Annotated in this window: 16 protein-coding genes and 2 tRNA genes; 3 read left to right on the top strand and 15 right to left on the bottom strand. The window is 56.2% G+C overall.

Going from position 1 to position 17881, the window contains the following annotated elements; all coding sequences use genetic code 11:
* The first annotated feature begins 153 nt into the window (after window positions 1-153).
* On the top strand, window positions 154-1038 hold the full coding sequence (gene ilvY, locus ABIE29_RS22595) for an HTH-type transcriptional activator IlvY (protein WP_429621481.1): 885 nt from the start codon (window positions 154-156) through the stop codon (window positions 1036-1038).
* On the opposite strand, the gene ABIE29_RS22590 is transcribed toward ilvY, so the two are convergent.
* The 8 genes from ABIE29_RS22590 to ABIE29_RS22555 all read right to left on the bottom strand — a co-directional run bounded on the left by ABIE29_RS22590 (window position 1033) and on the right by ABIE29_RS22555 (window position 9679).
* Window positions 1033-1734 carry a DUF2461 domain-containing protein gene (locus ABIE29_RS22590; RefSeq protein WP_429621479.1) on the bottom strand — a complete coding sequence of 234 codons (702 nt, stop codon included), beginning with the start codon at window positions 1732-1734 and terminating at the stop codon, window positions 1033-1035. The genes ilvY and ABIE29_RS22590 overlap by 6 nt on opposite strands.
* Before the next feature lie 21 nt (window positions 1735-1755).
* Window positions 1756-3300, bottom strand: coding sequence for a threonine ammonia-lyase, biosynthetic (gene ilvA / locus ABIE29_RS22585; RefSeq protein WP_429621477.1), 1545 nt, complete (start codon window positions 3298-3300; stop codon window positions 1756-1758).
* A 5-nt stretch (window positions 3301-3305) separates the two neighbouring features.
* The gene (gene ilvD, locus ABIE29_RS22580) at window positions 3306-5156 is read right to left on the bottom strand and encodes a dihydroxy-acid dehydratase (protein ID WP_429621475.1); all 1851 of its coding nucleotides are present in this window, start codon (window positions 5154-5156) and stop codon (window positions 3306-3308) included.
* Window positions 5157-5224: 68 nt separating this feature from the next.
* A complete protein-coding gene (gene ilvE, locus ABIE29_RS22575) occupies window positions 5225-6151 on the bottom strand; it encodes a branched-chain-amino-acid transaminase (RefSeq protein ID WP_021181823.1) in 927 nt (308 codons plus the stop codon).
* Between the two features lie 21 nt (window positions 6152-6172).
* A complete protein-coding gene (ilvM, locus tag ABIE29_RS22570) occupies window positions 6173-6430 on the bottom strand; it encodes an acetolactate synthase 2 small subunit (protein WP_021181824.1) in 258 nt (85 codons plus the stop codon).
* A complete protein-coding gene (ilvG, locus tag ABIE29_RS22565; protein ID WP_429621520.1) occupies window positions 6427-8073 on the bottom strand; it encodes an acetolactate synthase 2 catalytic subunit in 1647 nt (548 codons plus the stop codon). Before ilvG ends, ilvM begins: the two co-directional genes overlap by 4 nt.
* Before the next feature lie 141 nt (window positions 8074-8214).
* Entirely contained in the window at window positions 8215-8313 is a 99-nt protein-coding gene (gene ilvL, locus ABIE29_RS22560; RefSeq protein WP_071681478.1) for an ilv operon leader peptide, read from the bottom strand.
* A 133-nt stretch (window positions 8314-8446) separates the two neighbouring features.
* Entirely contained in the window at window positions 8447-9679 is a 1233-nt protein-coding gene (locus tag ABIE29_RS22555) for an MFS transporter (RefSeq protein WP_429621473.1), read from the bottom strand.
* A gap of 342 nt (window positions 9680-10021) precedes the next feature.
* Here ABIE29_RS22555 and ABIE29_RS22550 point away from each other — a divergent pair, with 342 nt between their 5' ends.
* Entirely contained in the window at window positions 10022-11545 is a 1524-nt protein-coding gene (locus tag ABIE29_RS22550; protein ID WP_429621471.1) for a YifB family Mg chelatase-like AAA ATPase, read from the top strand.
* A 28-nt stretch (window positions 11546-11573) separates the two neighbouring features.
* Here the strand turns inward: ABIE29_RS22550 and ABIE29_RS22545 are convergent, their stop codons facing one another.
* The gene (locus tag ABIE29_RS22545) at window positions 11574-11912 is read right to left on the bottom strand and encodes a DUF413 domain-containing protein (protein WP_021181829.1); all 339 of its coding nucleotides are present in this window, start codon (window positions 11910-11912) and stop codon (window positions 11574-11576) included.
* A 119-nt stretch (window positions 11913-12031) separates the two neighbouring features.
* Between ABIE29_RS22545 and hdfR the strand changes: the two genes are divergently transcribed.
* Window positions 12032-12859, top strand: coding sequence for an HTH-type transcriptional regulator HdfR (gene hdfR / locus ABIE29_RS22540; protein WP_429621469.1), 828 nt, complete (start codon window positions 12032-12034; stop codon window positions 12857-12859).
* A gap of 4 nt (window positions 12860-12863) precedes the next feature.
* On the opposite strand, the gene yjfF is transcribed toward hdfR, so the two are convergent.
* The 6 genes from yjfF to ABIE29_RS22510 all read right to left on the bottom strand — a co-directional run bounded on the left by yjfF (window position 12864) and on the right by ABIE29_RS22510 (window position 17867).
* The gene (gene yjfF / locus ABIE29_RS22535) at window positions 12864-13856 is read right to left on the bottom strand and encodes a galactofuranose ABC transporter, permease protein YjfF (RefSeq protein WP_429621467.1); all 993 of its coding nucleotides are present in this window, start codon (window positions 13854-13856) and stop codon (window positions 12864-12866) included.
* Window positions 13853-14875 carry a galactofuranose ABC transporter, ATP-binding protein YtfT gene (gene ytfT / locus ABIE29_RS22530; RefSeq protein ID WP_429621465.1) on the bottom strand — a complete coding sequence of 341 codons (1023 nt, stop codon included), beginning with the start codon at window positions 14873-14875 and terminating at the stop codon, window positions 13853-13855. Before ytfT ends, yjfF begins: the two co-directional genes overlap by 4 nt.
* The gene (ytfR, locus tag ABIE29_RS22525) at window positions 14872-16386 is read right to left on the bottom strand and encodes a galactofuranose ABC transporter, ATP-binding protein YtfR (protein WP_429621463.1); all 1515 of its coding nucleotides are present in this window, start codon (window positions 16384-16386) and stop codon (window positions 14872-14874) included. Before ytfR ends, ytfT begins: the two co-directional genes overlap by 4 nt.
* A 22-nt stretch (window positions 16387-16408) precedes the next feature.
* Window positions 16409-17365, bottom strand: a complete 957-nt coding sequence (ytfQ, locus tag ABIE29_RS22520; RefSeq protein WP_429621461.1) for a galactofuranose ABC transporter, galactofuranose-binding protein YtfQ — start codon at window positions 17363-17365, stop codon at window positions 16409-16411.
* Between the two features lie 296 nt (window positions 17366-17661).
* Window positions 17662-17737: transfer RNA gene (locus ABIE29_RS22515), tRNA-Trp, on the bottom strand.
* A gap of 53 nt (window positions 17738-17790) precedes the next feature.
* A tRNA-Asp gene (locus tag ABIE29_RS22510) sits at window positions 17791-17867 on the bottom strand.
* Window positions 17868-17881: the final 14 nt, after the last annotated feature.

Below are 17881 nucleotides of genomic sequence, written 5' to 3'. Positions count from 1 at the left end.
AGATGTTGTGTCGTGCAATATTATTCTCATCCCCGCCCTGTCGGTACGGGATCCGTTGAAACCAATGTATAACAGGAATTGCGTTGCTTAAATTGATATATTACGAACGTGACGTTGCAATTTCTGCAACACCCCGCTGCGAGCGAACTGATTATGGACTTACGTGATCTCAAGCTGTTCCTACACCTGGCGGAAAGCCATCACTTTGGCCGTACCGCCAAGGCGATGCACGTCAGCCCCTCTACGCTTTCCCGCCAGATCCAGCGGCTGGAAGAAACGCTTGGGCAACCGCTGTTTCTGCGTGATAACCGCACCGTAGAGCTGACCGATGCGGGTGAACAGCTGAAAGTGTTTGCTCAACAAACGCTGCTGCAGTATCAGCAGTTGAAGCATGCGCTTGGCCAGCATGGCCCTTCTCTGAGTGGCGAACTGCGTTTGTTCTGCTCGGTCACCGCCGCTTACAGCCATCTGCCACCGATCCTCGATCGCTTCCGTGCCCAGCATCCCCTGGTTGAAATCAAGCTAACCACCGGTGATGCTGCCGATGCGGTGGACAAAGTACAGTCCAACGAGGCCGACCTTGGTATCGCCGGGCGACCAGAAACGCTGCCCACCAGCGTCGCCTTCACCCAAATCGGTGAGATCCCGCTGGTGCTGATTGCCCCTGCTCTGCCCTGTGCAGTACGAACGCAGGCGCTTGCCGAACAGCCAGACTGGGCCAACATGCCGTTTATCCTGCCGGAGCATGGCCCGTCACGAAAACGCATCGAGCTGTGGTTCCGCCGCCAGCACATCACCAACCCGCTGATTTACGCCACCGTCGGTGGGCATGAGGCAATTGTTTCGATGGTGGCATTAGGCTGCGGGATCGCGCTGATCCCCAGCGTGGTGGTGGACAATAGCCCGGAGCCAGTTCGCAACCGCATCTCTCAGTTGGAGAATATCTCGATGGTCGAACCGTTCGAACTGGGGGTCTGCGTGCCGAAAAAACGCCTCAACGAACCGCTGATTGAGGCGTTCTGGCGTTTGCTCTCATAAATCCGCAGGGTCGATCTGCTTCATCGCTTCCACCTGCATCAGCCACTGGTACAGCGGCTCCAACTGCTGGAAACTCTGGGTCAGGGTAGCGACCAGATCGGCGCTGAACAGCTTTTCCACCTGGTTATCTGTGGCCATCACCGCAAAGGATTTGCGGTTGTACCAGGTGGCAATTTCCGCCGCCTGCTCTTTCACCAACGGGCGCTTATAGCTTTCCCCCACCAGCTCGAACGGCGCGCGGCAGCACTCGGCCACCGCCAAAAACGGCTGTGGCCTGCGCAGCAGGGTATGGCGAAACAGATCCATGGTCGCTTTGTCGGCGCTGTAATAGCCCAGGCCATAACGCAGCATGTCCGGCCCCAGCTCAAAGAAATACACCGGTGCCAGCTTCCAGTCTTTGCTTGGCCGCTTGAAGGTCAGCCACATGCGGCTACGATAGCGGGATTTATCATGGGAAAAACGCGTGTCGCGATGAATGCGCGACAGCGTTTTGCCAATGGCCGGACGGGTTTCAAACTGCGGGTCAATCATCAGCATCGCAGGACTCAGCGCATCCACCAGCGAACGAAACGGCGTTAACAGCTCACGGTCATACACGCCCCGATTGGCATCAAACCACTCCTTGTCGTTCTCGATCCGCACCTGTTGCAGGAAGTCCAGCCCTTGTTGGCTGAACCCGGTGAACTCATTACTCATACGCTATCCTTGTCGCCGATGTCAGCCTTGCAGGAAGAACCGGAAGGCCGGGTTGTCGGTCTCATCATGGCAGTCGTAACCCAACGCCTGCAGGTGCTGCTCAAACTCTGGCTCGGTCTGCGAAAGCTCAAACCCTGCCAACACGCGACCAAAATCGGTGCCGTGGCTGCGGTAGTGGAACAGCGAAATATTCCAGTGCGTACCCAGCGTTTGCAGGAACTTGAGCAGTGCGCCCGGTGATTCCGGGAACTCAAAGCTGTACAGACGCTCACGCAGCGGTTTCGAAGGCCGCCCGCCGACCATGTAACGCACGTGCAGTTTCGCCATCTCATCGTCGGACAGATCCACCACCTGATAGCCATCGCGGTTCAGCTCATCGATGATTTCCAGCCGCTCGGCATGACCTCTGGTCAGGCGGACACCGACAAAGATGCAGGCGTTGTCGGCATCGGCATAGCGGTAGTTGAACTCGGTGACCGCACGGCCCCCCAGCAGCTGGCAGAACTTCAGGAAGCTGCCCTTCTGTTCTGGAATGGTCACCGCCAGCAGCGCTTCGCGTTGTTCGCCCAGTTCGCAGCGTTCGGAAACGTAGCGCAGGCCGTGGAAATTCACGTTGGCACCGGAAAGCACGTGGGCCAGCCGCTCGCCCTGAATATTGTGCTGTTGCACGTATTTTTTCAGCCCCGCCAACGCCAGTGCGCCAGAAGGTTCAGCGATGGCCCGCACGTCTTCGAACAGATCTTTCACCGCTGCGCAGATCGCATCGCTGTCTACGGTGATCACATCATCCAGGTATTCACGGCACAGGCGGAAGGTTTCATCACCGATACGCTTGACCGCGACGCCTTCGGCAAACAGCCCGACGCGCGCCAGATCGACCGGCTGCCCGGCATCCAGCGCTGCACGCAGGCAGGCCGAATCCTCGGCTTCTACGCCAATCACTTTGATTTGCGGCATCAACTGCTTGATCAGCACCGCCACACCGGCCGCCAGGCCGCCGCCGCCTACCGGGACAAACACCCGGTCCAGGTGCGCGTCCTGCTGCAACAGCTCCATCGCCAAAGTACCCTGCCCGGCAATCACTGCCGGGTGATCGAACGGGGGCACAAAGGTCATGCCCTGCTGTTGTGAAAGCTCAATCGCCTTGATCTTGGCTTCATCGAAGTTGGCACCGTGCAGTAACACTTCACCACCGAAGCCCCGCACCGCATCAACCTTGATATCTGCCGTCGACACCGGCATCACGATCAGGGTTTTGATCCCCAAACGGTTGCCGGAAAAGGCCACGCCCTGAGCATGGTTGCCCGCAGAGGCCGTGACTACGCCACGCGCCCTCTGCTCTTCATCCAGGCTGGCAATCATCGCGTAAGCCCCACGCAGCTTAAAGCTGTGCACCGGCTGGCGATCTTCGCGCTTCACCAGAATGGTATTGCCGAGGCGCGCAGAGATCTTGCCCATTGTCTGTAACGGGGTGACCTGAGCCACCTCGTAAACCGGCGAGCGGAGCACCGCTCGCAAATATTCCGCGCCACAGGGGGCATCGGGTAGGGGTTGTGATACCGCCATGATCGTTAGCCTCCCAGCTTGCTCTTGTCTCGCACTGCGCCCTTGTCTGCACTGGTGGCCAGCGTAGCGTAAGCTCGTAACGCATAAGAGACCTGGCGCTCACGCGCTTTCGGTGTCCAGGCCGCATCACCGCGTGCCAGTTCCGCCTCACGGCGTGCAGCCAGTACGCTCTCTGGCACATCCAGCACCATGCTGCGCTTCGGGATATCGATATCGATCATGTCCCCTTCTTCCACCAGCGCAATCAGGCCACCGCTGGCCGCTTCCGGCGAAACGTGACCAATGGATAAACCGGAAGTACCGCCAGAGAAGCGACCATCGGTGATCAGTGCACAGACTTTGCCCAGCCCCATCGATTTCAGATAGGTGGTTGGGTAGAGCATTTCCTGCATGCCAGGCCCGCCTTTTGGCCCTTCGTAACGGATCACTACCACGTCGCCTGCCACCACTTTGCCACCCAGGATCGCCTCAACGGCCGTATCCTGGCTCTCATAAACTTTGGCTGGCCCACGGAAGGTCAGGTTGTCTTGATCCACACCGGCGGTTTTAACGATACTGCCGTCTTCCGCCATGTTGCCATACAGCACCGCCAGACCACCTTCCAGGCTGAAGGCATTTTCCAATGAGCGGATACAGCCATCGGCACGATCGTTGTCCAAGGTGTCCCAACGGCAGTCCTGTGAGAATGCCTGAGTAGTGCGGATACCCGCCGGGCCTGCGCGGAACATTTTCTTCACGGCCTCATCCTGGGTCAGCATGATGTCGTACTTTTCCAGGGTCTCTGGCAGCTTCATCCCCAGGATGTTATCCACATCGCGGTTCATCAGCCCGGCGCGATCCAGCTCGCCAAGAATGGCCAGCACGCCACCGGCACGGTGTACGTCTTCCATATGGTATTTCTGAGTGCTTGGCGCCACCTTGCAAAGGTGTGGCACTTTGCGGGATAGACGATCGATATCCGCCATAGCGAAGTCGATCTCGCCTTCCTGTGCCGCAGCCAACAGGTGCAACACGGTATTGGTGGAGCCGCCCATCGCAATGTCCAGCGTCATGGCGTTTTCGAACGCCGCCTTGTTGGCGATGCTGCGTGGCAGCGCGCTCTCATCATCCTGCTCATAGTAACGCTTGGTCAGTTCGACGATGCGCTTACCGGCATTGAGGAACAGATCTTTACGATCGGCATGGGTTGCCAGCAACGAGCCGTTGCCCGGTTGGGACAGACCCAACGCTTCGGTCAGACAGTTCATGGAGTTGGCGGTAAACATCCCGGAGCACGAGCCGCAGGTTGGGCAAGCGGAACGCTCGATCTGCGCGCTGTCGGCGTCGCTGACGTTCGGGTTGGCACCCTGGATCATCGCATCGATCAGATCCAGCTTGATGATTTTGTCGGAAAGCTTGGTTTTACCGGCTTCCATCGGGCCGCCGGAAACGAAGATCACCGGAATATTCAGGCGCAGTGACGCCATCAGCATTCCTGGGGTGATCTTGTCGCAGTTGGAGATACACACCATCGCATCGGCGCAGTGGGCATTCACCATATACTCTACCGAGTCGGCGATCAGCTCGCGCGATGGCAGAGAATAGAGCATGCCGCCGTGGCCCATGGCGATCCCGTCATCCACCGCAATGGTGTTGAACTCTTTGGCAACGCCGCCGGAGGCTTCGATCTGTTCTGCAACCAGCTTGCCCAGGTCGCGCAGATGCACATGGCCCGGCACAAACTGGGTGAAGGAGTTGACCACCGCAATAATCGGTTTGCCGAAATCGTCGTCGGTCATCCCGGTCGCGCGCCATAATGCGCGGGCACCCGCCATGTTGCGGCCGTGGGTGGTGGTGGCGGAACGGTACTTAGGCATGCTCTTCACTCCAAAATATAGTCATATTACGGACGGCGAACGAACCATCCGTTTAGTGTTGTCTGTCGTTATTGATTTACCGGATCCAACCAACCGTACTTGTCTTCGGTTTTGCCGCTGAACAGGCCAAAGAATGCCTGCTGGATCTGCTTGGTAATTGGGCCGCACTTGCCGATCCCCACCTGAATACCATCCACGCTGCGCACCGGCGTGATTTCCGCCGCGGTGCCGGACATAAACACTTCGTCCGCCAGGTATAGAGACTCACGGGAAAGCACCTGCTCGCGCACTTCGAAGCCCATATCTTTTGCCAGCTTGATGATCGCGTCACGCGTGATGCCTGGCAGGGCAGAAGAGGTGAATGGTGGAGTAAACAGCACGCCGTCTTTCACTTCAAACAGGTTCTCGCCTGCACCTTCAGAGATATAGCCGTGAACGTCCAGCGCGATACCTTCCTGATAGCCGTGGCGGCGTGCTTCGCTGCCCACCAGCAGTGAGGAAAGGTAGTTGCCCCCGGCTTTCGCCGCGGTAGGAATGGTGTTTGGTGCCACACGGTGCCAGGAAGAGACCATCGCATCGATACCTTGGTCCAGCGCTTCTTCACCCAGATACGCGCCCCAAGGAAACGCCGCGATAATCACGTCGGTTTTATAGCCAGCCGGTGGATTAACGCCCATGCCAACATCACCCACAAACACCAAAGGACGAATATAAGCGCTGACCAGATTGTTTTTACGCAGCGTGGCGCGGCAGGCTTCCATCAGCTCATCGACGCTTTGCGTTACCGGCATGCGGTAAATTTTGGCCGAGTCATGCAGACGCTGCATATGTTCACGGTGACGGAATACCACCGGGCCTTTATGGGAGTCATAGCAACGAACTCCTTCAAATACCGACGTTCCGTAGTGCAGCGCATGCGACATTACGTGAACCTTGGCATCGGCCCAGGGAACCATCTCACCATTGAACCAGATATAATCGGCTTTCTTCGTCATTGTTCTGTTCCTTTTGCGCAATCAGGCGCGTATTTGTTGTGATGATTGTTGCTGGATCTCAACGCTGGAGACATCCATCAGTTTGCTTAACTGAGATGACAGTAAATCCACAGGGCGCTGGCTGGCAACGGTCAATTCAATATTAATATCGTCGCTATTGCTGCCCGAAGCCATATTCATAGCACAAACCTGGAAGCCACGGTGACGGACAACGCGCAATACGCGCTCTAACATTTCAGGGCGGAAGCGGGCCTGGATCGAGAGTTGATGCTGCATCATGATACTTTCTCCAACATGGTTTCGTTGCCTGCGCCCGGCGGCACCAGCGGCCAGACGTTCTCGAGTTCATCAATGGAAACCTGCAGCAGATAAGGCCCTTCGCTGTTAAGCAAGGTATCGAGCGCGTCTGCAACCTGGTCTTTGCGGGTAATACGTTGGCCGGGAATACCGAAGGCGCTGGCCAATATCAGGAAGTCGGGGTTATCGGAGAGGTTGGTTTCGCTGTAACGACCATCAAAGAACAGTTGCTGCCACTGGCGAACCATGCCTAAACGCTGGTTATCCAGTAACACGATTTTCAGCGGTAACTGTTTGCGTTTGATGGTGCCCAACTCCTGCACGTTCATCATGAAGGAACCATCCCCGGACACGCAGATCACCATGTCCTCCGGGCGTGCCATCTGTGCCCCTACCGCTGCGGGGATGCCGAAGCCCATCGTCCCCAGCCCGCTGGAGGTGATGAAGTTCTCAGGGCGTTCAAAGCTCATGTGCTGCGCCGTCCACATCTGGTGCTGGCCCACGTCGGTGGTCACTACGGTATTAGCCGGTTTGCGTTCAGACAGTTGCTTGAGCAGTAACGGAGCATAAATCGGTTGGCCCGGGTGGTCGTAACGCCAAGGGTGGGTTTCTTTCAGTTCGGCCACCCGTTGCAGCCAGGGGGCAATCTGCATTGGTTGTTGCAGCGCTGGCAGCAGCGCCTTCAGATCCCCTTGCAGGGCCACATGCGCCTGACGCAGCTTGCTCATTTCCGCCGGGTCGATATCCATGTGGATCACCTTGGCCTGCGGCGCAAAGGCGTTCAGCTTGCCGGTCACCCGGTCGTCAAAACGCGCGCCCACGGCTATCAATAAATCGCACTCCTGCACGGCGAAGTTGGCAGCTTTGGTACCATGCATACCCAACATGCCGAGATAATACGGATGGTTGGCATCCGGTGCCCCCAAGCCTTTCAAGGTCGCCACCGTTGGGATCTGCGTCAGCTCGACAAATTCCCGTAATGCCGGGACGGCCTGTGCCATCCCCACGCCACCGCCCACATACAGCATCGGCTTCTTCGCCTGTGCCAGCAGCTGCGTGGCCATGGCCAACTCTGCTGTGGGATGTTCGAACTGATCTTCTACCGGCATCAGATGAGGAGGTAAATCGCCCTGCGCCAGTTGGATGTCTTTCGGGATGTCGATCAGTACCGGGCCTGGGCGGCCGCTGGTGGCGATGGCAAAAGCCTCCGCCATGATCCCTGGCAGCGCTTCCAGCGACTCCACCAGGAAACTGTGTTTGGTACAGGCCAGAGACAGGCCCAGAACATCGATCTCCTGAAAAGCATCGGTACCGATAAGCGCAGAACCTACCTGACCGGTGATCGCAACCACTGGCACCGAGTCCAGCAGCGCATCCGCCAACCCGGTGATCAGGTTGGTCGCGCCAGGGCCTGAGGTGGCGATACAGACGCCAACTTTGCCGCTGGAGCGAGCATAGCCAATTGCCGCAATCGCCGCACCCTGCTCATGACGACACAGCAGATGTTCAACCCCGCCGTCATACAACGCATCGTAGACCGGCATGATCGCACCACCAGGATAGCCGAATACCTTGTCTACCCCCTGCGCACGCAACGCTTGAACTACCCACTGAGCACCATTCATGGTTATTTCCCCGCCTTGCTGCGGGAAGTGCAGGATTTTATTCTGTTGGTCATTCTCTGCTCCTTGTTCACATTTTCTTGGCATAAAAAAACCCCCGGACCTTTTGGGTGCGGGGGTTATCTTGCGATTCAGGCTTGTTTTCTAAGCCTTTCTTCGTCCAAGTGCAGCCCCGCACGGTGGGATAATAATCACCACCACGCTAATCACGACTAGGCTAATCACTTGGGCTAGGGCTTTCATAATCGGGTTGTTCACTGTGCTCGTTTCGAACTAATGCCTACAGAGTTACCATAGCAGCCGGTAACATGACAACACTTTTTTTGCGTTATTATTCGGCGCTACCGGATCAAAGCTGCAACAAAACGCATTAAATTCAAACGTTAACACCGGCACCAGGCGCTTTACTTTCCACCGCTATCGCTTTACCGCGCGTATCCTTGCCAAAATACACCAGTACCGCGATCACGATCACCACCGTCCCGGCGATTATCGCCATCGCCAGGCCGTAGTTTTGCCCATGATGTTCCGCAATCGCGGCCTGCAAGGTGGCATTCACCGAAGCAATCAGGTTACCCAGTTGGTAAACAAACCCTGGCAATACCGCGCGAGTATTCGCTGGCACCAGTTCGTTGAGGTAGGTTGGGATCACCCCCCACGCACCCTGTACCATGAATTGCATCATGAACGCCCCCAGCCCCAGCATGAACGAACCGCTGGCGAAAGCCCACAGCGGGATCACCGGTAACGCCAATAGGGCAGCAATAATAATGGCTTTCTTGCGGCCAATTTTTTCCGACAGGGCACCAAAGAAAATACCGCCGATAATGGACGCGATATTGTAGCTAATGGCGATGATACTGACGGTTTTAGGATCGAAACCGTGCTGAATTTTCAGGAAGGCCGGGTACATATCCTGAGTGCCGTGAGAGAAGAAATTAAACGCCGCCATCAACAACACCAGATAGAAACACAGCTTCCAATGGCTCTTCAGGACGGGCAGCAAAGCGGTGCTTTCTTTACGTGCCCGCGCCGCCAGCCACACCGGCGACTCTTCCACGCAGAAGTAAATAAAGGGCAGCAGCAGGATCGGTGCAGCCCCAATCACAAACATACCGCGCCAGCCAACCACTTCAAACAACAGACCGTAGGCCACCGCCGCCAACAGATAGCCAAACGGATACCCCGCCTGGAAAATACCGGACATCAGGCCGCGCGAACGGTCTGGGATGCTTTCCATCGCCAGCGAAGAGGCCACGCCCCAGATGCCCCCCATCGCCACACCGTAAAGCACGCGCAGCAACAGGAAGACGGTCAAAGAAGGAGCAGCCGCCGACAACAGCTCAAATACCGAGAAAAACACGATATTCAACATCAGGATCGGTTTACGGCCATACTTTTCCGCTGCACGGCCAAAGATCAGCGCGCCAATCGGGCGCACCGCCAGCGTCAGCAGGATCGCCAGGGTGACTTCCTCCATCCCCACCTGAAAAGCCTGAGCAATATCGCTGAGCAGGAAGACCAGCACAAAGAAATCGAAAGCGTCGAGCGTCCAGCTTGAAAAGCTGGCAATTGCCGCATTGCGCTGCAGCGGAGTCCAACCAAACATAGTGTTATCCCTACCGTAGAGTACAAAGTTATCAGGTTTAGCGGCGGCCGCAGCGAGTGCGGTAGCGGTCGGGGCTTTGTTAAAGAAGTGATTTTTATTTTAACCAATTGTTAAATACACCCATTAGCCCTGCTGTTGCAACTTGGTTAGCCTGCTAATTTGTTTCAGCTTTCCCGTAATTGTTAATGGGTATTACGGCGAAATGCGTACCGGCTCGAAAAATATCGCTAACATGATGAAATAAATTAATTTTAATTTTGTAGCACTACGCAATTTGATGATGACTCACGCGCGGCTATCGGGCCGTTCCCGCATCATGTTGCCTTCAGCGAGGAGAGCAATATGTCACTGGCGGTAATCTATACCCGCGCCACCATCGGCGTGCAGGCGCCTTCGGTCATGGTTGAAGTCCATATCAGCAACGGATTACCCGGCCTCACGCTGGTCGGCCTGCCGGAAACCACGGTGAAAGAAGCCCGTGACCGGGTGCGCAGTGCACTGATCAACAACGGCTTCACCTTTCCGGCCAAACGCATCACCGTCAATCTGGCACCGGCCGATCTGCCTAAGGAAGGGGGGCGTTATGATTTACCTATTGCGCTGGCCATTCTGGCGGCCTCAGAGCAGCTGCCCACAGATAAGTTGGCGCACTATGAGTTTCTGGGCGAACTGGCGCTTTCCGGCGCATTGAGAGCGGTGCACGGTGCCATTCCGGCGGCAATAGCGGCTGCCGAGGCCAAGCGTGAGCTGATACTGGCGGCAGCCAACGGCAAAGAGGCTGGGTTGCTTCCCCACAGCACGACCCGAATCGCAGAACATTTGCTGGAAGTTTGCGCCTTTTTGCAGGGTAAAGGCGATCTACCGATCGCCGTAGCGCCTCCGGCAGCTGCCACGTCAACGGAAACGGCCGACCTGCAGGAGGTCATCGGCCAAGAGCAGGCAAAGCGCGCGTTGGAAATCGCCGCTGCCGGGGGCCATAACCTGCTGTTACTCGGCCCTCCGGGCACCGGCAAAACCATGCTGGCCAGCCGCCTCAACGGTTTGTTACCACCGTTAACCGATCGAGAGGCGCTGGAAAGCGTCGCCGTTGCCAGCTTATTGCACCACCCGGATGAACCCCTGCCATGGCGCCAGCGGCCATTTCGCGCGCCGCACCATAGCGCTTCGATGGCCGCCCTGGTTGGGGGAGGCTCCTTGCCACGGCCAGGGGAAATCTCCATGGCGCACAACGGCGTGCTGTTTCTGGATGAGTTACCCGAATTTGAACGGCGAGTGTTGGACGCGCTACGTGAACCACTGGAATCCGGTGAAATCGTCATCTCACGCGCCAGCGCCAAGGTACGCTTCCCTGCCCGAGTGCAGCTGATTGCGGCGATGAACCCTAGCCCAACCGGGCACTATCAGGGAATACACAACCGCACGCCACCGCAACAGATTTTGCGTTACCTAGGCAGGCTCTCCGGCCCCTTCCTCGATCGATTTGATTTGTCGATTGAGGTGCCACTGCTGCCACCCGGTGTGTTGGCCAAGCAGCACCATGCAGGTGAAAGCAGCCAACAGGTACGTCAACGGGTACTGGTGGCTCGCGAGCATCAGCTGGCGCGGGCTGGTAAGGTGAATGCGTTGTTGAGTAACCGCGAAGTGGATCGAGATTGCCACTTGCCAACGGCAGAGGCGGATTTTTTGGAGAAAACGCTGAGTCAGTTGGGATTATCGGTTCGAGCCTGGCATCGCATCCTGAAAGTGGCACGCACGCTGGCCGATTTGGCGGGGGAACAACAGATTGATAAACGTCATCTCGGCGAAGCGCTCAGCTATCGCAGTATGGATCGCCTGCTGCTGCAGCTACACCGCAGTCTGGAATAGAAAATGGGGCCGAATGGCCCCATAATGATCAATCGTCGCTTTCAGTGTAGTCTTCTACCGCATCAGCCTGCGGCTTGCCACCTGACAGCGTATGGAATTTTTTCGGGCGGCGGGTGCGCGCCAGATATTTAGACCATACTTTTTCTTGCTCGGTCACCGGTTCACGCTCACCGCGACACACTGCAACGAACAACTGTTCTTCTTCAGTGGCTGGCTGGCGTTTGCCGGCATCCAACTCGTTGAACGCATACCCGAAACGCTCTAGCAATTGCGCTTCTTTAATGGTGAAATCGCCGTGACGGGAGAACCCGCGAGGATAGTTTTTATTATCAAAAAAACGACTGTTGGTGGTGAAGCTATCCGCCATCTGACACGCTCCTAATTCTCTCATGGCCGTGCTGTTTATGGCGCGGAGTATTAGATAGGCTTGACATCGTGTAAAACAAAACATTTAAATCTTAACGATAAAAAAATTTGGAGATAGGTGTGGACACCGAATTACTGAAAACCTTTTTGGAGGTCAGTAGAACGCGACACTTTGGCCGCGCAGCGGAATCCCTGTACTTAACGCAGTCTGCGGTGAGTTTCCGTATCCGCCAGCTTGAAACTCAATTAGGGGCGAATTTATTCACCCGCCATCGCAACAACATCCGCCTGACACCCGCAGGAGAACGGCTGTTGCCCTATGCCGAGAGCCTGATGAACACTTGGCAGTTGGCAAAGAAAGAGGTGGTGCGATCGCTACAGCACAGCGAACTTTCTATCGGTGCCACCGCGTCGCTATGGGAAGCTTACCTTACCCCCTGGCTGCAATCGCTCTACCAGCAGCGGGAAGCCTTGCAGCTCGAAGCCAGGGTGGCACTGCGCCATTCTTTGGTGAAGCAACTACATGAAAGACAGCTCGATTTGCTAATCACCACCGAACCGCCAAAGATGGATGAGTTGTCCAGCCAGCTGTTGGGTAACTTCTCGCTACGCCTGTTTTCCTCATCGCTACGCGACATGCCAACTCCCATGCCTTACATCAAACTGGAATGGGGGGCCGATTTTCACCAACAGGAAGCCCGCATGCTTGAGGGCGACAACGTGCCCGTGCTAACCACCACTTCGGCACATCTGACGCGCCAATTGCTGGAGACAACCGGCGGTTGCGCCTTTCTCCCCAGCCAGTGGGAAAAAGAGTACCCTCAGCTGATCGCCGTTGCAGATACCCAGCCGATCATTCGCCCGCTTTACGCCGTCTGGCTGCAAAACAGCGACCAACAGCCGTTAATCCGCCAACTGCTGAAAATACCTTTAAATACCGCAACCTGAGCCGCTATGACGGCTTCAGGCGTGGATGCCGGGGTTTCGCCCGTCTGGTCTGCCAAAAGGCGCTCATCGCCTTCTGGAGGCCGATAAAGCAAAACAGCAGGATACCGATGACGATCTTGGTCCACCAGGAGCTGAGCGAGCCATCGAAAGTGATGTAACTCTGGATTAAGCCCTGGATCAACACGCCAAACAGGGTACCCAAGATGGTGCCGACACCGCCGGTCAGCAACGTTCCCCCAATGACGACCGCCGCAATGGCATCCAGTTCGACACCGCTGGCAGCCAGTGCGTAACCGGCGGAAGTGTATAACGAGAAAATAATGCCGGAGAGGGCCGCCAGCGTGCTGGAAAGCATGTAAATCTGGATGGTGGTACGCCGCACCGGCACCCCCATCAGCCCAGCGGATACCGGATTACCACCAATGGCATAGACGTTATGGCCAAAACGGGTACGATGCGCCAGGATCATGCCCAGCGCCACGACCAACAACATCACCAGTGCCAATAAGGTAAATCGGCCACCACCGGGGACTTTCCAGGCATAGTTTGCCAACGTGGCATACAGCGGGTGATCGATTGGCAAAGACTCTTCTGACACGATAAAACTCATGCCGCGCACGAAGAACATTCCCGCCAGCGTGATGATAAAGGCGGGTAATTTTAGCACGTCAATGATCCACCCCATCAGCGCGCCAAACGAGGCTCCCATCAGCAGGGCAATGACAAATGCATAACCTGGATAAATACCATAAGTACCAATCAGCTTGGCCAGCAGTACGCCGGTAAAGGCGATCACCGAGCCTACAGAAAGATCGATGCCGCCGGAAAGGATCACAAAGGTCATGCCCACGGCCACAATGCCGAGAAAGGCGTTGTCGGTCAGCAGATCGCACCAGACGCGGGTGGAAGCGAAGCCGGGGAATTGGCTGAGGCAGAAGGCATAGCCCAGCAGGAAAACCGCGATCGTGATCAATAGGGGAAGGTTACGTTTCATCATGATTTACGTCTCCGCCACAGCCGCTGTAATGACACACTGGGGGATTGCACCAACAACACGGCCAATACCACCACCGCTTTCAACACCAGGTTAAACTCCGGTTTATAGCCCGACAGCAGAATTCCAGTATTCATACCCTGAATAATTAATGCACCGACGACGGAGAGCAGCAGATTAAAACGCCCGCCTAGCAGTGACCCACCGCCAATCACCACCGCCAGGATCGCATCCAGTTCGAGCCACAGGCCCGCATTGTTGGCATCCGCACCGCGGATATCCGCCGTGACGATAACCCCCGCCACCGCCGCACACAGGCCGCAAATGATATACGCTGCAATAATCACCCAGCGAGTACTGACGCCAGCATTACGTGCCGAGCGCAAATTGATGCCGACCGCCTCAATAAACAGCCCCAAGGCGGTTTTGCGCGTCAGTAACCAAATCAGCAGCAGCATGATGGCGGCAATGATCACTGGCATCGGCAGATACATCAGCGCACCGCTGCCGAGCTTGGCCAATCCTTCACTCTCAAAGGTGACGATTTGCCCTTCGGTAATCAACTGCGCGATACCGCGCCCGGCCACCATCAGCATCAGGGTGGCGACTATCGGCTGGATTTGCAGCACCGCGACCAGAAAGCCGTTCCACAGACCACACAGCGCCCCTACCGCTAATGCAGCCCCCAGGATGTAAGCCAATGGGTAACCAGCGCTGGTCATGGTGGCAGCGGTCGCCCCGGCAATCGCCATTACCGCACCGACGGAGAGATCGATCCCACCGGTGGCGATCACTAACGTCATACCCAAAGCAAGCAGCGCGACAGGGGCGCCACGGTTAAAAATATCAATCACGCTGCCAAACAGACGGCCATCCTGGATATGGATTGAAAAGAAATGGGGGGCGACCAGGCTATCGATAAGTAAAATCACCGCCAGCGCCCCCAGTTGCGTCGCTCCGGCGGGCATTACCCACCTTACTTTGCGCGGTCCACCGGTCATGGGAAAACTCCTGTGGTTCATGCTGCCCCCTGTTGCACGGCAATGGCCTGCATAATGGCGGGAACCGTAATGGCATCATGTTCAAGCTGCGCCACATGTTTTCTATCGCGTAATACCACGATGCGATCGGCATAGCCTGCCAGCTCCTCCAGTTCGGAGGAAATAACCAGCAGTGCCAACCCTTCATCACAGAGCCGTTCAATCAGGCGGATAATTTCCGCATGGGCCCCTACGTCAATGCCGCGGGTTGGCTCATCCAGGATCAGGAAACGGGGTTTAGTCGCCAACCAGCGGGAAAGCAGCACCTTCTGCTGGTTTCCGCCGGAAAGGTACTGGATTTGCTGCTCCGGCCCCGGTGTGCGGATCCCCAGCAGCTTGATGAAATCCTCGGCAATTCGGGTTTGCTCACGCAACGGGAGAGGCCGTAACCAACCGCGCTGCGCCTGTAATGCCAGAATGATGTTTTCCCTTACCGTGGCCGCGCCGACAATACCGTCGGTCTTACGATCTTCTGGGCAATAGCCAAATCCCAGGCTGGCCGCTTTACGGGGCGTTGGGATCGCCACCGTTTTGCCCTCAACCTTTGCCGTGCCTTTATCCCGAGCCTTAATACCGAAGATCAGTTGTGCCGTCTCGGTACGCCCCGAGCCCAATAACCCAGCCAGTCCGACTATTTCCCCAGGCCGTAGCGCCAGATCGAAAGGCTCAACCATACCGCGTCGGCCATAACCGCTAAACTCCACCAATGGCGGTGCCTGCACGGCCTGATGTTCGCTGCGTTTGAGCAGCGTCTCATCAAAACTGTGGCCAAGCATCATCTGCACCAACTCGAGCCGTGGCAACTCGGCGGTGACACGGCTCCCGACCAGCTTGCCGTTACGCAACACCGTAATACGATCGCTGATGCGGTAAACCTGTTCGAGAAAATGGGTGACGAAGATCATCCCCATTCCCTGAGATCGCAGTTGGCTGAGAATATCCAACAGCATGGTGACTTCCTTGGCATCCAGGCTGGCAGTAGGTTCATCCAGGATCAGCACCTTGGCGGAGAGATCGACGGCGCGAGCAATCGCGACAATTTGCTGAATGGCGATCGAGTAATTGCCCAGCGGCTGGCTGACATCCAGCGGTAAACCATAACCTTCCAGCAGCTTACGGGCATTACGCAACAGGGTTTTTTGATCGATCAGGCCAAAACGGGTAGGTTCCCGGCCGATAAACAGATTGGCGGCCACCGAGATATTAGGCAGCAGGTTAACTTCCTGATAGACGGTGCCAATCCCCAACGATTGCGCCTGGGCCGTATTCTGTGGCGCAATCGCGGTGCCTTCTAGCCAGATCTCACCGGCGGAGCGTTGGTAAACACCGGTCAATGCCTTAATCAGCGTGGACTTGCCCGCGCCGTTTTCCCCAAGAAGCGCCACGACCTCACCGCGTTGTAGTGTGAAATCAACCTGCTCCAGCGCTTTTACACCTGGAAACTCCACGGATAACCCGCTTATTGCCAATAATGCTGCCTGAGGTGTAGCCATTATCTGCTCCGCCTGTTAACGATCAATATCCCATGCTTTTCTTCATATCGTATTCCTGTCTGGCCGTTTCAGGCTGCAGCAGTTTCGACTCGGTCTGGATAAATTTTTGTGGCTGTGTGCCGTCTTTTTTCAGCGCAATCAAGGCATCAAACGCAGGCCCTGCCATATTTGGCGTCAGTTCAACCGTGGCGTTGGCTTCCCCTTCCATCATCGCTTTAAAGATATCCGGCACGCCATCGATGGAAACAACCTTGATCTGTGAGCCCGGTTTGAGACCGGCTTCTTTGATCGCCTGGATGGCACCAATGGCCATATCGTCATTATGTGCATAAACGGCACAGATGTTTTTGCCGTTCTGCTCGGCCTTGATAAAGCTTTCCATCACCTCTTTACCCTTGCTGCGAGTAAAGTCGCCGGACTGCGAACGAATGATTTTGACGTTACCGGCAGAGGCAATTCCATCCGCAAAGCCTTTTTTGCGGTTAATCGCCACGCTGGCCCCGACGGTGCCTTGCAGTTCCACCACGTTACAGGGTTTGCCTGCCACTTCTTTCACCAGCCATTCTCCTGCGACCTTCCCTTCATGGACGCTGTCAGAGGCGACGGCAGCGGTATACAGCGAGGGATCGTTCACTTCGATCATGCGATCCAGCAGGAAGACCGGAATGTTGGCCTCTTTCGCTTCCTGCAATACCGGGGTCCAACCGGTTGCCACCACTGGCGCAATGAAGATGGCGTCAACGCCCTGAGCAATAAAGGATCTCACCGCCTTGATCTGGTTCTCCTGCTTTTGCTGCGCATCGGCGATTTTCAGCGTAATACCCCGTTTTTCCGCCTCCAGCTTCGCCACTTTGGTTTCTGCCGAACGCCATCCTGATTCAGAACCAATCTGAGAAAAGCCGACAACCAAGGGGGCAGCCTGCGCCGCTCCCATCAACACGCCGCTGACGGCGGCCGCTAACAGTAAACGCTTAACCATGTTTTTCTCCTCGCTCTGCCTGACCCCGTCAGACAGAGATGGCCGTTGGTGTATTCGCTTTCATCGAGTGTGCCCAAAAACTCGTGGGGCTTATAAGGTGTAGTTGAAATACAGACAGGAATGATGAGCGATATCACAGCGCGGGATTACAACCATTTTGTACATAGATACAGCTAGAAATGTCTAAATTGGGAACGATTTCGGCGGGAATTTTGTACGCGTTAGCGGAAGGACTGGCAATTCTAGGCGAGTAGAAAGCAAAAAAAACCCTTCGCTTTCGCAAAGGGTTTCTAATATGGCAGGGGCGGAGAGACTCGAACTCGCGACACCCGGTTTTGGAGACCGGTGCTCTACCAACTGAGCTACGCCCCTAAATTACGCTTAACATTATGCCTGCTAACAGTAGCAGGCATAATTTAAATAAGTGGCGGAACGGACGGGGCTCGAACCCGCGACCCCCTGCGTGACAGGCAGGTATTCTAACCAACTGAACTACCGCTCCACCGATTCTTTTAC

Source organism: Serratia sp. 2723 (assembly GCF_050434425.1).
Classification (GTDB): domain Bacteria; phylum Pseudomonadota; class Gammaproteobacteria; order Enterobacterales; family Enterobacteriaceae; genus Chania.
Note: the sequence above shows the minus strand (reverse complement) of the source record. Positions and strands in the feature narration are given on the sequence as shown.

What these genes read in the sequence shown, in the direction of transcription:
- ilvY (WP_429621481.1), top strand. Translation starts at nt 154, where the DNA reads ATGGACTTACGTGATCTCAAGCTGTTCCTACACCTGGCGGAAAGCCAT.
- ABIE29_RS22590 (WP_429621479.1), bottom strand. Translation starts at nt 1,734, where the DNA reads ATGAGTAATGAGTTCACCGGGTTCAGCCAACAAGGGCTGGACTTCCTG.
- ilvA (WP_429621477.1), bottom strand. Translation starts at nt 3,300, where the DNA reads ATGGCGGTATCACAACCCCTACCCGATGCCCCCTGTGGCGCGGAATAT.
- ilvD (WP_429621475.1), bottom strand. Translation starts at nt 5,156, where the DNA reads ATGCCTAAGTACCGTTCCGCCACCACCACCCACGGCCGCAACATGGCG.
- ilvE (WP_021181823.1), bottom strand. Translation starts at nt 6,151, where the DNA reads ATGACGAAGAAAGCCGATTATATCTGGTTCAATGGTGAGATGGTTCCC.
- ilvM (WP_021181824.1), bottom strand. Translation starts at nt 6,430, where the DNA reads ATGATGCAGCATCAACTCTCGATCCAGGCCCGCTTCCGCCCTGAAATG.
- ilvG (WP_429621520.1), bottom strand. Translation starts at nt 8,073, where the DNA reads ATGAATGGTGCTCAGTGGGTAGTTCAAGCGTTGCGTGCGCAGGGGGTA.
- ilvL (WP_071681478.1), bottom strand. Translation starts at nt 8,313, where the DNA reads ATGAAAGCCCTAGCCCAAGTGATTAGCCTAGTCGTGATTAGCGTGGTG.
- ABIE29_RS22555 (WP_429621473.1), bottom strand. Translation starts at nt 9,679, where the DNA reads ATGTTTGGTTGGACTCCGCTGCAGCGCAATGCGGCAATTGCCAGCTTT.
- ABIE29_RS22550 (WP_429621471.1), top strand. Translation starts at nt 10,022, where the DNA reads ATGTCACTGGCGGTAATCTATACCCGCGCCACCATCGGCGTGCAGGCG.
- ABIE29_RS22545 (WP_021181829.1), bottom strand. Translation starts at nt 11,912, where the DNA reads ATGGCGGATAGCTTCACCACCAACAGTCGTTTTTTTGATAATAAAAAC.
- yjfF (WP_429621467.1), bottom strand. Translation starts at nt 13,856, where the DNA reads ATGATGAAACGTAACCTTCCCCTATTGATCACGATCGCGGTTTTCCTG.
- ytfT (WP_429621465.1), bottom strand. Translation starts at nt 14,875, where the DNA reads ATGAACCACAGGAGTTTTCCCATGACCGGTGGACCGCGCAAAGTAAGG.
- ytfR (WP_429621463.1), bottom strand. Translation starts at nt 16,386, where the DNA reads ATGGCTACACCTCAGGCAGCATTATTGGCAATAAGCGGGTTATCCGTG.
- ytfQ (WP_429621461.1), bottom strand. Translation starts at nt 17,365, where the DNA reads ATGGTTAAGCGTTTACTGTTAGCGGCCGCCGTCAGCGGCGTGTTGATG.